The sequence below is a fragment of the Rheinheimera sp. UJ51 genome (genome assembly GCF_020819615.1).
In the GTDB taxonomy this organism is placed as follows: Bacteria; Pseudomonadota; Gammaproteobacteria; order Enterobacterales; family Alteromonadaceae; genus Alishewanella; species Alishewanella maricola.
This window is the reverse complement of record NZ_JAJHOG010000005.1, coordinates 137,180-150,914: the sequence shown is the minus strand read 5'-3', so window position 1 is coordinate 150,914 and position 13,735 is coordinate 137,180. Positions and strand designations below refer to the sequence as shown.

General features: G+C 43.7%; 13 protein-coding genes. 11 read left to right on the top strand and 2 right to left on the bottom strand.

Annotated features, from left to right (window positions below):
* Positions 1-312 precede the first annotated feature (312 nt).
* The gene (locus tag LMJ53_RS08485) at positions 313-1,281 is read left to right on the top strand and encodes an endonuclease (RefSeq protein WP_229585658.1); all 969 of its coding nucleotides are present in this window, start codon (positions 313-315) and stop codon (positions 1,279-1,281) included.
* A 62-nt stretch (positions 1,282-1,343) separates the two neighbouring features.
* On the top strand, positions 1,344-2,024 hold the full coding sequence (locus tag LMJ53_RS08480) for a tellurite resistance TerB family protein (RefSeq protein ID WP_229585657.1): 681 nt from the start codon (positions 1,344-1,346) through the stop codon (positions 2,022-2,024).
* Positions 2,025-2,097: 73 nt separating this feature from the next.
* Here the strand turns inward: LMJ53_RS08480 and yghU are convergent, their stop codons facing one another.
* Entirely contained in the window at positions 2,098-2,946 is an 849-nt protein-coding gene (gene yghU, locus LMJ53_RS08475; RefSeq protein WP_229585656.1) for a glutathione-dependent disulfide-bond oxidoreductase, read from the bottom strand.
* A gap of 400 nt (positions 2,947-3,346) precedes the next feature.
* On the opposite strand from yghU, the gene LMJ53_RS08470 reads away from it, so the two are divergent.
* The 6 genes from LMJ53_RS08470 to kynU all read left to right on the top strand — a co-directional run bounded on the left by LMJ53_RS08470 (position 3,347) and on the right by kynU (position 10,723).
* On the top strand, positions 3,347-4,396 hold the full coding sequence (locus LMJ53_RS08470; protein ID WP_229585655.1) for a phospholipase A: 1,050 nt from the start codon (positions 3,347-3,349) through the stop codon (positions 4,394-4,396).
* 17 nt (positions 4,397-4,413) lie between these two features.
* The gene (locus LMJ53_RS08465; RefSeq protein ID WP_229585654.1) at positions 4,414-5,586 is read left to right on the top strand and encodes a GNAT family N-acetyltransferase; all 1,173 of its coding nucleotides are present in this window, start codon (positions 4,414-4,416) and stop codon (positions 5,584-5,586) included.
* Positions 5,587-5,592: 6 nt separating this feature from the next.
* Entirely contained in the window at positions 5,593-7,323 is a 1,731-nt protein-coding gene (locus LMJ53_RS08460) for a potassium/proton antiporter (protein WP_226752224.1), read from the top strand.
* A gap of 64 nt (positions 7,324-7,387) precedes the next feature.
* Positions 7,388-8,473, top strand: a complete 1,086-nt coding sequence (locus tag LMJ53_RS08455) for an AI-2E family transporter (RefSeq protein WP_229585653.1) — start codon at positions 7,388-7,390, stop codon at positions 8,471-8,473.
* A gap of 121 nt (positions 8,474-8,594) precedes the next feature.
* Entirely contained in the window at positions 8,595-9,491 is an 897-nt protein-coding gene (locus tag LMJ53_RS08450) for an alpha/beta hydrolase family protein (RefSeq protein WP_229585652.1), read from the top strand.
* Positions 9,488-10,723: a kynureninase gene (gene kynU / locus LMJ53_RS08445; RefSeq protein ID WP_229585651.1), complete on the top strand. Its 1,236-nt coding sequence runs from the start codon at positions 9,488-9,490 to the stop codon at positions 10,721-10,723. Before LMJ53_RS08450 ends, kynU begins: the two co-directional genes overlap by 4 nt.
* On the opposite strand, the gene LMJ53_RS08440 is transcribed toward kynU, so the two are convergent.
* Positions 10,716-11,333, bottom strand: a complete 618-nt coding sequence (locus tag LMJ53_RS08440; protein WP_229585650.1) for a DUF938 domain-containing protein — start codon at positions 11,331-11,333, stop codon at positions 10,716-10,718. The two genes, kynU and LMJ53_RS08440, sit on opposite strands and share 8 nt — an antisense overlap.
* A gap of 323 nt (positions 11,334-11,656) precedes the next feature.
* Between LMJ53_RS08440 and LMJ53_RS08435 the strand changes: the two genes are divergently transcribed.
* The 3 genes from LMJ53_RS08435 to LMJ53_RS08425 all read left to right on the top strand — a co-directional run bounded on the left by LMJ53_RS08435 (position 11,657) and on the right by LMJ53_RS08425 (position 13,616).
* The gene (locus LMJ53_RS08435; protein WP_229585649.1) at positions 11,657-12,085 is read left to right on the top strand and encodes a hypothetical protein; all 429 of its coding nucleotides are present in this window, start codon (positions 11,657-11,659) and stop codon (positions 12,083-12,085) included.
* 479 nt (positions 12,086-12,564) lie between these two features.
* Positions 12,565-12,966: a hypothetical protein gene (locus tag LMJ53_RS08430; protein WP_229585648.1), complete on the top strand. Its 402-nt coding sequence runs from the start codon at positions 12,565-12,567 to the stop codon at positions 12,964-12,966.
* A gap of 203 nt (positions 12,967-13,169) precedes the next feature.
* Positions 13,170-13,616 carry a hypothetical protein gene (locus LMJ53_RS08425; RefSeq protein WP_229585647.1) on the top strand — a complete coding sequence of 149 codons (447 nt, stop codon included), beginning with the start codon at positions 13,170-13,172 and terminating at the stop codon, positions 13,614-13,616.
* Positions 13,617-13,735 lie beyond the last annotated feature (119 nt).

The following is a 13,735-nucleotide window of genomic DNA, read 5'->3' as shown; positions in this document are numbered from 1 at the left end:
CGCTGATCTCTAATGTAGCAAAAAGCTAAAACTGTAAAAAAACAAAAATCATCACTATTAGCAAGTGTTTAAGCATCATTTTTCATCAGCATATCGTGTTTTAAGGGGCAAGCCAAACGCTAATTTCCAATATTGCGCACGCAGCTTAACGCGCTTCGTTTTAAACTACAAAACTGTTAACATTCTTCCCTAAAGTTGTCTTCGCTCTCTGCTGAGTTCTCTAAGTACAACGTATCGCTGTTTTGTGCAGGCCGTCACAAAATAGGTAGTCAGCTTTGCGCGTTCGGCCAGCGCAGTAGAGTCCTTGTCAGTATGAGAACAAGATGGTTATTCGCAAGTGGCTTGTTAGCAAGTTGGCTGTTCAGTGTGATGGCCTTTGCCGCAGAGCCGGCTAATTTTGAACAAGCGAAAGTATTATTAAAGCAGGTGTATCAAGATCAACCACAAACATTTTATTGCGATTGCCCTATCAGCTGGGTAGGACGCAGTGGCGGCAGAGTGGATCATGCTGCCTGCGGTTTTGCAGTTTACTCACCAAAAGGCTTACCCAGTGCCGCCACCTTAGCTCGCGCGGCGCGCACTGAAGTAGAACATATCATCCCAATCTCATGGGTGGGTAAACAATTACAGTGTTGGCAAAAGGGGGGGAGAAAAAACTGCCAACAAAACGATCCACTGTTTAATCGTATCGAAGCAGATTTATTTAATTTAACTTATGCGGTTGGCCAAATTAATGGTCTGCGCTCTGATCTGCCATTTGGTATGGTTAGCCCAACAATAACGGGGCAATTTGGCCAATGCGACATTAAAATCGATACCCAAAACCGTAAAGTACAGCCGAAAACGACTATTCGTGGCGATATTGCCAGAGTGGCATTTTATATGGCAGACCGTTATAACCTGACACTCAGTCGCCAAGATCAACAATTGTATATGGCGTGGCATTTACAAGATCCGGTATCAGCGATTGAACAACAGCGTCATGATCGTACCGCTGCGCTAACCGGCAGAAGCAATCCCTTTATTTCGGGGGCAGAACAATGGTCACTGGGTTATAAAACAAAAGGGGATGGCCTTGTGGTCAAAGAGCAACTCGCTGCTGCAGCGCCTATCGCCAGCAGGGCAGTTACGCCGATTTATGGTAATCGACGCTCAAAAATCTACCATCGACCTGATTGTCCTAATTATTTAAGTATGGCGGTAAGCAATCGCGTGAGCTTTGATACGGCCTCAGAAGCTGAAGCGCAAGGTTATCGACAAGCAAACAATTGCCCCAAGTAACCCGCCTGAACTTTTAACCGTTAAACACTCTAATAAGTGTCTTAGAGAGGGGGAATGTTGCAATGATTAATAAACATTTTTTAGAAAAGCTGCTGCAATCCGGGCTTGGTAATAACAGCCGTTCTGCAACTAGTGGTGGTGTAAGTGACATGCTAAAAGGAAAAGGCGGTGCCGCCTTGGCCGGTGGTGCTTTAGGGTTGCTATTAGGCAGTAAAAAAGGCCGAAAGCTTGGCGGTAAAGTGTTAACTTACGGTGGCTTAGCCGCGGTTGGCGTACTCGCTTACAAAGCTTATACAAATTGGCAGCAATCTGAGCAGATGCAAACAGCACCTGCGGCACAACCGTTGGAAAATCTCAGTGCTGCAGAGGCCGATGAGCACAGCAAAGCTATTTTAATTGCGTTAATTGCCGCGGCCAAAGCAGATGGTCATATTGATGATCGTGAACGACATATCATTGATAACGAAGTGGCTAAACTGACCGCCGATCAGGCGTTACTGTCTTTTATTGATCAGCAATTACAACAACCTTTAGATCCAGCCAATGTGGCGAAATATGCGACCAGCAGAGACATCGCCGTAGAAATGTTTCTCGCCAGCGTATTGGTAATTGACGAAGAAAGCTTTATGGAGCGCAGTTACCTAAATGAACTTGCCAAGCAATTAGCTTTACCCGAAAGTTTACAAAATGAATTGCAGTACCAAGCAAGACAAGCGCAGCAGCTTACTGCTGCACAAGCTTAATCGTTATCCAGAAACCTAAAAATAAGGCGCTAAACGCTAAACCGAGCAGTATTACGCTTAACTCGCCTTATTGTTACAAACCAAAAGCTTTAAAGTCTTCTTGGCTGTGTCGTTCAGCCAAATGCGGCTCGGACCCAAAAGTCCTATTAACAATATAACCACGCTTTACCGCAGGTCGCGCATCAATCTGCTCGGCCCAGCGTCGTACATGAGTGTAGCTATCAACACTTAAAAACTCTGCCGCATCATACAAACGGCCTAACACTAAAGCACCGTACCATGGCCAAATGGCCATATCCGCAATCGTGTATTCTTCACCGGCAATAAACTGATAGTTGGCCAACTGCTTATCTAATACGTCTAATTGCCGTTTTGTCTCCATAGCATAGCGATCTATGGCATATTCAATTTTCTCGGGAGCATAAACATAAAAATGCCCAAAGCCACCGCCTAAGAAGGGCGTACTGCCCATTTGCCAAAATAACCAATTAAACATTTGCGCACGGGCTGAGGTGTCTTTTGGTATAAATGCCTGAAATTTCTCTGCCAAATACAGCATGATGGATGCAGATTCAAACAACCGTGTTGGCGGAGTGGTTGAATGATCCATCAGAGCGGGGATTTTAGAATTGGGATTAACGTCAACAAAGCCACTACTAAATTGATCGCCTTCGCGAATATTCACTAACCAAGCATCATAATCGGCTTGCTCAAAACCTGCGGCCAACAGCTCTTCTAATAAAATACTGACCTTCACTCCATTCGGCGTGGCAAGTGAATACAGCTGTAAAGCATGTTCACCCTTGGGCAAGGCTTTATTATGCGTCGCCCCCGCGATAGGGCGATTGACATTAGCAAAGGCGCCACCATTAGCTTGCTGCCATTGCCAAACTTTGGGGGGTTGATAAGTGGATTGACTCATAAAGCTTTCCTTATTAGGTAATAACGTTTTTGCCTTGCTACATGAAATAAAAACAGGGCATCGCGATGAAACAACTTATGATTGGTTTTTATATAACAGTCTATCTGAGGGTGCGGCTAAAAAATTTAAAGAGCGGGTTTAACGAAATCAGCTAAATGGGCTTGATATCGACAAAGTTAAACACCAACACCCTATAACTGGCCAAAGTAACTAAACATCTTAGCAAAGTAAAAAATAGCAATTTACGCTGCTGAATAACCAAGGAATAAGCCAGTGACAAATAGCGCTTCGCTATGTTAATCAGCTAATTAGATAACATGAGCTAACAAATTTGTCATGTTCAGCGTTTTGTCATGTTAAGCTATTAATATAAGTAGATTGACGCTAAAGGAAATAGGCCGTGCTCACACCATTAACCGGAATTTTATTATTAAGCTCAAGTGCAGCCTCAGCAGATATTTCGCCAATGGAACAATGTCTTGGTCAAGATGATTTACAAAGGTTGGCTTGTTACGACCGCTTAGTGGAAGCGCAACAAAAAGCTCGCTTAGTTGCTGAGGCTAAAATTGAAACCACGCCTTCGATAAAGGTGACTCAAGTTGAAGCAGCGGCGCCCATTCCGGTAGCGACTATTTTGCAAAGCCTTTGGGAGCTGGGTGATAATGAAAAGCGCGGGCCTTTTGTGGTGCGTACTTATCAGCCAAACTTCCTATTACCCGCACATTACACGTCGTCGATTAATCGGCAACCGCAAAGCCCAACTTTAGGTTTGGCTGATTTACAAGAGAATTACAAACCAATTGAAGCAAAATTGCAGGTGTCTTTACGCGCGAAGATGTTAGAAGATGTATTATTGCCTAATGCAGATTTATGGTTTGCTTACACTCAAACGTCGATGTGGCAACTTTGGAACTCGCAAGACTCCGCCCCCTTTCGTAGCACCGATTATCAGCCTGAAGTCATTTACGTGATTCCTACTGCAAAATATTTAGGTAAACTCCCGCTAGGTTGGAGTATGCAAATGCTCCAACTTGGCTTTGTACACCAATCTAACGGACAAAGCGAACCCATGTCGCGCAGTTGGAATCGTATTTATGCCGCAGCGGCTTTCGAACGTGACCAAGTGGGTTTTAGCGTTAAAGTGAATCGGCGTATTCCAGAGCAAGCCGATGATGATGACAACCCTGATCTGACCTCTTTTTTGGGGACTACTGAATTACAACTCAGCTGGTTACCGGGCAGCGCGACCGCTTCTTTAACGCGCAAAATGAGTTGGAATGACTTTTCGAATGGCTCATGGCAATTAGACTTAACTTACCCAATTGATAAATCAAAAGCCGATGGTTTACGGGTACACTTGCAGTTGTTTTCAGGTTATGCCGAAACCTTACTGGATTATAATCATCGGCAAAATAGCATCGGTTTAGGCTTTATGCTGTTTAACTTTTAACGAAGCCCTCAGCCATTATGCAGTTTCGTTGGCTAACATCACTTAACAGTATCCCGGCGGGTGCTTGGGATGCTTTATTTGAGCCAACCGAGTTGTTTGCTAAACATGCCTTTTTGCTTGCTTTAGAGCAGGGGGGCAGTGTGGATGGCAACAGCGGCTGGTTTAGCCGTCATGCTAGTTTATGGCAAGACGATCAGCTGATAGCGGTGATCCCTGGTTATCTAAAAACGCATTCTTACGGTGAGTATCTTTTTGATTGGCCCATGGTGCGCGCCTATGAGCATTATCAATTGCCTTATTATCCTAAATGGATATCAGCTATTCCCTTTACGCCCGTTACTGGCTCGCGGCTGGCGGTATTACCCTGTTTAGATTGGCAAAGTATTGCCAGCCTATTAATACAAACCGTTTTAGCTGACATTGCACAGCAAGGCTGGCATAGCGCGCATTGGTTTTATTGCCACTTGCCACTGCAACAGCTTTTACTCGACCAACAATGCTTACCTCGACACGAAGTGCAATTTTTATGGCAGAACCAGCAATATACTGACTTTTCTGATTTTTTAGCAGCATTGTCTTCACGTAAGCGGAAACAGATTCGACAAGAACGACAAAAAACGCAGCAATTACCGCTGCAGTTTAAAACGTTGCAAGGCATCGATATTACCCCAGCGCAATGGCAAAGCGTGATCGCCTGTTATCAGCAAACCTACCAAGAGCGTTCGGGACATAATGGCTACATTAGCGCCGAGAGTTGGTGGCAATTACTCAGCAGTATGCGAGCGCAGATAGTGGTATTTGCGGCTTTTACGCAGGATGATCCTGCGCAATTGGTGGCAGCAGCTTTGTGTTTTCAGCTTGGCGATACCTTGTATGGCCGTTATTGGGGCGCGTTAGCGGATTATGCATTACTGCACTTTGAATGCTGTTATTATCAAGGTATCCAGTATTGTATTGAACACGGTTTACGCTACTTTGACGGTGGGGCGCAAGGGGAGCAAAAACTCAGAAGGGGGTTTAGCCCGGTTTTACGTTACGGTGCATGTTGGTATCGACCCAATATGTTAAGTTCGGCTATTGAGCAATATTGCCAAAAAGAACAACAACATTGCCAACATATGTTAGCTGCCGCCAGTGAGTTGTTGCCTTATAGTCAGGCCAATAGCCTCGCGGCTTTTTCAGGAAAATAAGACCTTATGTTTTTGATTGATCAGCTGATCCTTTTGGCCGCCGTATTAATTTTATTGGGTATTTTCTCCAGTAAAATCTCTGCCCGCTTAGGTTTACCTATGCTGGTACTGTTTTTACTGGTTGGCATGTTGGCTGGAGAAGACGGCATTGGTCGTATTGCGTTTGACAACCCGCAGGCCGCGCATGCCTTAGGCACCTTAGCCTTGGCATTGATCTTATTTGACGGCGGCTTACAAACCCCCCTGAAGTCGATTAAGCAAGTCTGGAAACCGGCGTCCATGTTAGCCACCTTTGGCGTATTGGGCACGGCCGTGATCACCGGCGCAGCCGCCAGTTATATCTTAGATATCAGTTTACTTACCGGTATGTTATTGGGGGCTATTGTGGGCTCTACCGATGCCGCGGCCGTTTTTTCTTTATTGCGTAATGCCGGTATTCATTTAAATCCACGTTTAAAATCTACACTGGAAATTGAAAGCGCCTCGAACGATCCGATGGCGATATTTTTAACCGTAGGGTTGCTGGAAATTTTAGTAAATGATATGCAGCCGGGTTGGCCTTTACTGCAACTGTTTGTCATGCAAATGGGTGTAGGTGCGCTTGTCGGCATAGCAGTAGGTTATGCGGTATTAAAGGTCATTAATCGTATTCACTTACAAGCCAGCGGTTTGTATCCGGTGCTGGTTACCGCAGCGGGTTTATTATCTTTTGGCGTTGCAGCAAACACCGGCGGCAGTGGGTTTTTAGCCATCTTTATTTGTGGTGTGTTAATTGGTAATACGCAATTTGCTTTTCAACGAACGACCTTTTTATTCCATGACGGTTTAGCCTGGCTTAGTCAAATTACCATGTTCGTCGTACTGGGTTTGTTAATTAACCCTAGCTCGTTATTAGATGTATGGTGGCAAGGTATTTTAATTGCTGCGGTATTAGTGTTCTTGGCAAGGCCCATTACCATAGTGCCGATTTTAACCTTATTTGGCTTTAATCGGCGTGAAATGACCTTAGTCTCTTGGGTAGGTTTACGCGGTTCAGTACCGATTATTTTGGCTATTTTTCCGTTGATGTTTGGTTTAGCCGATGCAGAATTGATCTTTAACGTGGTGTTTTTCGTGGTATTAATCTCTGCCACCTTACAAGGTTCAACCTTAGCTTGGGTGGCACGGCGCTTAAAACTGATTGAGCAACCCACCGCACAAGCGCCCGTTACGCTAGAAATAACTGCTTTAGGTGATGTTGATGCCGAGATTGTAGAGTACAGTTTGTCTGAAAACTCGCGAGCCGCTTATCGACGTTTATCTCGCATGGCATTACCTGAAAGCGTGGTCGTCGCGATGATTAGCCGTGGTGATAAAGTGATACCCCCACGGGGCTCCACGATCTTACACCCAGGAGATCATTTGTTTGTTGTGCTGCATGTTGATTACAAACATTTTGTTGAGCAAGCCTTTGCCGACAAAGGCTTTCAGTTAGCTCGACCTATAGGTGAGCTGCGCATGAAAGGGGCGACTAAGCTGAGTGATATTGATTGGTGTTATGGCTATGGCGTTGCTTTAAATCAAGGCCGTGACGATCTGACCTTAGAAGCCTTGTGTATTGCTCAGCTTGGCGACAATGTTGCCGATCAAGCCGAATTTGAGTTTGCCGAGCGCCATTTTCAGATCGTTGAAATGGTCGGCGATCGTATTGTCACGGTGCGGATTAAACCTTTACCTAGTGTTAGCAGCGCTGAATAATCGTATTTTGCCTTTGCGTCGCATTTAAGGTGCAGCGCTTTAATTTGTTATAGGAACAACCGTCATGGCTAAAAAGTTTAACGCCGAATCGCGGCACTATATTTTAATTGCCGCGCTGTTATTGGCGCTTTATGGCAGTTATTTGCTGATTGCGCCCTATGTGGGTGCTTTAGTGTTAGCTTTTGTTTTATCGTTACTGTGTTTCCCGCTGCATCAATGGATTGAACAAAAATGTCCCGGTAAACCCAATTTGGCTGCAAGCTTGTCCTGCTTATTGTTAGTGGTGGTGATCATCGTGCCTATTTCGATTGTGTTTATGGCAATAGTGCAACAGGGCGTCATGTTTACCAAGCAAAGCTACACTTGGTTAAATGGCGGCGGGGCAGAGCAATTGTTGCAACATCCGTATTTATTACAAGCACAAACCCTGGCGGCTGAATACTTACCAGGCGATGGCTTTACTGCCAAATCGATAGTTGAAAAAATGACCGAATTTGCTTCCGGTTTTAGTCGTGAATTGTTAGATCTCAGCACAAAATTGGTAGGCGATATCACCGGTTTCTTATTTGGTTTTGTGTTGATGCTTTTTATTCTGTTTTTCTTGCTACGTGATCACGACAAAATTGTCGATACCTTGCATTGGGTGATCCCGCTATCACGCTCACAAGAAGAAGCGTTATTAACTGAAGCAAAAACCGTGGCTCGCTCAGCTGTTTTAGGATCGGTCTTAACCGCCATTGCTCAAGGTATTGCAGGGGGCATTGCCATGGCCATTGTCGGCTTTCCCGGCTTATTTTGGGGAACCATGATGGCTTTTGCGTCGTTTATTCCAGCCATTGGTACGGCGCTGATCTGGTTGCCAGCAACCCTTTATTTGCTACTCACCGGTGACTGGCCTTGGGCTATCTTTTTAGCCGCTTGGGGGATTATCGTGGTGGGCTCTATTGATAATGTGCTGCGACCGATCTTGATGCAAGGCAGCTCAAACATGAGCACCTTATTGATTTTCTTATCATTGATTGGTGGGATCCAATTGTTTGGCTTAATAGGCGTCATTTATGGGCCGATTATTTTTGCGTTAACCCTGGTGTTGTTGCGGCTTTATACCATTGAGTTTAAATCCTTTTTAGAAAAACAGGACAATAGTTAATAGCGCTGGCTGGCGTGGTTTGCACCTAGGCTTAAACTACACTCATTTTGGCGAGTTAAGGCCTTACATCTGCCTGACTTTATGTTATAACTGCGGCAATTATTCTTTAATATTTGTTTAAATGCGCCTACTTATTCCTATTAGTTTAACATTGCTACTCACTGCTTGTGCTCAGCAAGCTGAGCTAGAACCTGACCTAGCCACTGCTGTCGATGTCAGGTCGGTAACTCAGCCTGCGCTTTTATCACAAGTGTCTTATAGCAGCTTATTACCCCTAGCCGCGGCTGTTCCAGAATCGGCCAGCCAACGTATTAATTACGGTACAGGCGCGTTGCAATATGGCCAGTTGTTTTTACCGGCTAATGGCTCGAACACGCCGGCACCGCTGCTAGTCTTTGTGCATGGTGGTTGTTGGTTAAATGCCTATGATATTACACACAGCCAGGCCTTTAGCTATGCCTTAGCCCAACGAGGATATGCGGTTTGGTCTATTGAGTATCGGCGAACCGGAGATGACGGCGGCGGTTGGCCGGGCAGTTATCAAGATATTCTGCAAGCTTTACGTTACATCCCTTACTTGCCTCGCAAGCAACTGGATCTTAGTCGTGTTGTGCTAGCCGGGCATTCCGCTGGCGGGCATTTGGCGCTCTTGGCCGCCAGTGAAGTCACTATGACACCTGCATTAAAAGGCGTCATTGGGTTGGCTGCGATTACCGATGTAAAACGCTACAGCCAGGGTGATAATAGCTGTCAAAAAGCGACGCAAGGCTTCTTTGCCGGTGATCTACAAAGCCAAGCAGAAGCTTACCAGCAAGCCAACCCGGTAGAACAACCACTACCTAAAACAACCTTACTGTTACACGGCAGTGCAGACAGTATCGTTCCGATTGAGCAGGCCAGTGACAGCGGTTTACCGATGTTGTTGGTACCCGACGCGGGGCATTTTGATTGGATCCATCCACAAAGCGCTGCGTATAACCAATTTTTACTTTCTTTAAATGAGCTGATTTCGCCGTGAATTATCAAGAACTGCTGCAATTAGATCAAAAAGACCCGTTACACAAACTGCGTGAAGCCTTTGTGTTACCGGACGACACCATTTATCTCGATGGTAATTCTCTTGGTCCAATGCCGAAAGTGTGTGCTGAACGTGCGCAAGAGGTGTTACATCAGCAATGGTCACAAGACTTAATTAAAAGCTGGAACACGCATCAGTGGATTGAACTGCCCAGCAAAGTGGGTAGCAAAATTGCCGCCTTAATTGGTGCGGCACCAGAGCAAGTGATTTGTTGCGATTCTACCTCTATTAATTTATTTAAGGTATTAAGCAGTGCCTTACTGTTGCAACCCAAACGCCGCATTGTGTTGTCATTTAATGGCAACTTTCCAACCGATCTTTATATGGTGCAAGGCTTAAGTAGCTTAATTGGTGAAGATCGCTGTGAAATGCAATTAGTGGAAGAAGCGGAACTTGAGCAGGCATTAACTGAGCAGATTGCGGTGTTATTACTGTCGCATGTCGATTTTCGTTCTGGCAAATTGCTTGATATGGCGCGCATTACAAAACTTGCGCAGCAACAAGGCATTTTAGTGATTTGGGATTTAGCCCACAGTGCCGGAGCTTTACCCGTTGCCTTAGATGTCTGCCAGGTCGATTTCGCAGTGGGATGCGGTTATAAATATCTGAACGGCGGGCCTGGCGCACCGGCTTTTTTATACGTGGCGAAGCGGCATTTATCTAAAGTATCGCAACCTTTAAGTGGCTGGATGGGGCATAAAGCGCCTTTTGCTTTCACTATTCAATATGAAAAACCCGCCGGCATCGAGCATTTTTTAACAGGTACACCGCCCGTTATTTCCATGAGTGTACTTGATGCCGCACTTGATGTGTTTGCTGACGTTAATATGCAGACTGTGCGTGCTAAATCCTTAGCATTGGCTAATACCTTTCATCAATTATTGACAAGTCATGCTGAACTTCACGATTTAACCCTGTTAACGCCATTAGCAGAAGCCGAGCGGGGCAGTCAGTTAGCTTATCGTCATCCTCAGGCATATGCTTTGTGTCAGGCGTTAATTAAGCGCGGCGTGATCGCTGACTTTCGCGCTCCCGATATTTTAAGATTAGGTTTTACCCCGTTATATTTACGTTATATCGATATGTGGATCGCCATAGAAATATTTAGTGACGTGGTAAAAACAGCCGAATATTTAAAAGCAGAATATGCTGTAAAGCAAAAAGTTACTTAGCTTTCCTAAAGCATAATAAACGATTATTTGCTGGCATGGCGTGATCATGCGTTAGATGAAAACCTTGTTGTTGTGCCAGTACTAAAACCTGCTCGTGGTCACGAATACCCATTGCTGGATCCCGACTTTTTAAACTTAGATCAAAGGCCTGATTGCTTGTGCTGGTAAAGTGCCCTTGGTAATTAAAAGGGCCATAGATACACAAGATGGCTTCTGGCTGGGTTAATTCATTAAGACGACTAAAAAAATGCTGCACCACAGGCCAAGGCATAATATGTAAAGTATTTGCGGTAAAGAGCGCATCGGCCCGCGTGACCGGCGCAGCATCTGCACAGATATCTAATGCCAAAGGCAAGGGTAAATTAGCCAAGTTAGCACGACGAATACGCTCAGTTAATGTGGGTAAATACTGCGATTGATCGGATGCTTGCCAAACTAAATGGGGTAAATGTTCGGCAAAGTAAAGCGCATGTTGGCCCGTACCACTACCAATTTCCAAAACTCGCTGATGTTTTGCAAACAATTGCTGTAAATGACTGAGAATAGGGGCTTTATTGTTTTCACAGGCCTGTGAAAAAGGTAAATCGGCGTATTTATCATCTTTGCTCATAACTTAAAGTCATACTTTGTGTGTAATAAAACACAGCATATCATTAAAACTCTAGCGGTTTTAAAGCAACAGACGTTTTTATGTTAGGCCATACTACGGCGAATGAGCATAAATACCGCGTAAATGCCAAGCATTCCATATAGCCCAAATGGGTTATATGGAGTACTGAGATCGTTATAAAAACCCCCTCAAAACAGACTATATATTAAATAAAATCAGCAATTTAAAAAAATTTCATTTTTTTAAGCAAAAACAGTGGCAGGTTGATAAATTATTAGCTGCTATTATTAGTTTGTAGCAAGTCGTTAAAGAGGGTCGCCATTATGAAATTATCAAAATTGTTAGTACCATTGTTGTTCATGATACCTATGACTCAAGCTGTGGAAGTTGGCTCAGCACACACCGCGAGCTCATCTTTTCATCAAGCAAGAGCAACACTAGCCACTTTTTTGAATCATATGACCTTTTCTGCTGAAGAAAAGCACTGGTTTAAACAGTCAGCGGAATCGTTAGAGAAGGTTATTTACTTTAACGGCACTGACCGTGAGGCCGCTTTAGCTCTTTTAGTAGAGTTAGAAATGAATACCACCTGTTTTTTACAAGTGACCGACCAAAATCAATTCAACAGACATATGGGTACACTGTACTTATTAGTGGCGGATAACGATATTAAAAAACAGAAGTTAAAACAGTTTCATGAATTTCTACAGATCCCTGGCATCAGACCAGCAGATAACAAGCATTGTAACTAATAGTGTAATACCTATTTAACAGATACAGGGATGTATTGCTTGTTGTTTGAAAATGCTCTCTCAAACTGACATTATAAATACTGTTAATGACCATCTTGTTTAATCACTCATTTGCCATACCTTTTTGCTGCCGCAGCATAGAAAACCCACGCTTAATCTTCATTGTTATTGCCAACGATTCTTCAGTAACGACCCTTAAATAAGCATCTCTAGTTGAACGCTAGTTAAACGGAGAAGAATTTCATATTTACTTGGCGATAATAAATAACTCGGCGTACCTAATTTCAGCGCTTTGAGCCTATTGATGTAGCAATATGATGAATAAATTGCGTATTTAGGTTGCATTATTGACTAATATGAATTGTTTTTGAGCAAAAAACAGTGTAGTTTTAAAAACAATATATTTACAATAAATGCAACATTAAGATTCATCCTCAGCTATTATTGTAAGTGGTTTTGGCAATTGGAGCGTTCTAAAAATGATCAAATTATCTGCTGCTATCATATTTTCTATGTTGATTATGGGCTGTGCAAAATCGTCTCATAATATTACTGGCCAAGTTAAACCTGTTATTGCATCCTCAAATGTTGTTATTTATGACGAGGCGCCAAAGGTCTACACCGAAATAGCCACGGTCAGTGCCAGTAGTCGAGAATACACCGTACCTTATGATCCTTCAGGCAAAGAGGAAGTAGTGAATCTGTTAAAATCTGAAGCTGCAGCCTTAGGTGCAAACGGCGTTATCATAACGTACCTTGATAATGAAGGTTCCACTAAAAGAGTCGCTACAACAAGCGCAACGAATAACGGAATTGTCGGGTTGACCACTGAAGATAGATTCATCACTAAAGCTAATGGTATCGCAATTTTCGTTAAATAAAACTCACTGGTTTAGTCTGTGTAATACACCATTGAGAAAATAAAAATTATAAAGGCCTTATTGAAGTAACACTCTTCAGTAAAGCATAACCTGCTTGCTCTAAATTAACCGTTAATGGCTATGGCTAGCCAAACAAATTAACAGCGAACGAATTGAACTGTTTCTCTGGCCCGCAAGGGATGACTTATAAAAAGGAATTATAAATGCCTTATAGAATGATCTTAGCAATAGTGTTTTTTTCCTATACGCAAACAGCGATGGCGGCGCTGGATTGTAAGTCTGATGGTAGCAGAGAGCAGGTTGTTTATGCTTCAGCTGCGACTGAGCAAATTACATCTTGGAAACCCGGTGCCGGTATTCACAAAATCACGCTAAATAATCATTTGGCTATTGGAGTTAAAGTAGAAGAGGCATCTGCAGAATATTATGCAAAAAGGTTTGGGCAAGATGAGTATATACCTGAACTCGTTAAAATCACTTTTTATGAGATGAATGCGGATCGTCCGAAAGAGCTTACTCATACTTGGGCAGGTGCGAATTCGGTTCAAGTTTTCAATGCTATCGGTAATGCGGATCAAGTTCTTGAGCTCGCAGAACCCGGCTTAACACTTAATTTGATTAAACAAGTGTGTGTCAAAGTCGGTGCGTAAAGCTGGCCACTTAGCGTCTAACTGAATGCCGATAGCTATCGGCATTCAGCCATGTTTCGATGTAAATCACGAAATACTCAAAACAAGACTGATTATTGCCGTTGTTTCAGTGCCTTGCG

Coding starts and splice junctions, on each gene's coding strand:
- LMJ53_RS08485 (WP_229585658.1), top strand. CDS start 313: ATGAGAACAAGATGGTTATTCGCAAGTGGCTTGTTAGCAAGTTGGCTG.
- LMJ53_RS08480 (WP_229585657.1), top strand. CDS start 1,344: ATGATTAATAAACATTTTTTAGAAAAGCTGCTGCAATCCGGGCTTGGT.
- yghU (WP_229585656.1), bottom strand. CDS start 2,946: ATGAGTCAATCCACTTATCAACCCCCCAAAGTTTGGCAATGGCAGCAA.
- LMJ53_RS08465 (WP_229585654.1), top strand. CDS start 4,414: ATGCAGTTTCGTTGGCTAACATCACTTAACAGTATCCCGGCGGGTGCT.
- LMJ53_RS08460 (WP_226752224.1), top strand. CDS start 5,593: ATGTTTTTGATTGATCAGCTGATCCTTTTGGCCGCCGTATTAATTTTA.
- LMJ53_RS08455 (WP_229585653.1), top strand. CDS start 7,388: ATGGCTAAAAAGTTTAACGCCGAATCGCGGCACTATATTTTAATTGCC.
- LMJ53_RS08450 (WP_229585652.1), top strand. CDS start 8,595: ATGCGCCTACTTATTCCTATTAGTTTAACATTGCTACTCACTGCTTGT.
- LMJ53_RS08440 (WP_229585650.1), bottom strand. CDS start 11,333: ATGAGCAAAGATGATAAATACGCCGATTTACCTTTTTCACAGGCCTGT.
- LMJ53_RS08435 (WP_229585649.1), top strand. CDS start 11,657: ATGAAATTATCAAAATTGTTAGTACCATTGTTGTTCATGATACCTATG.
- LMJ53_RS08430 (WP_229585648.1), top strand. CDS start 12,565: ATGATCAAATTATCTGCTGCTATCATATTTTCTATGTTGATTATGGGC.
- LMJ53_RS08425 (WP_229585647.1), top strand. CDS start 13,170: ATGCCTTATAGAATGATCTTAGCAATAGTGTTTTTTTCCTATACGCAA.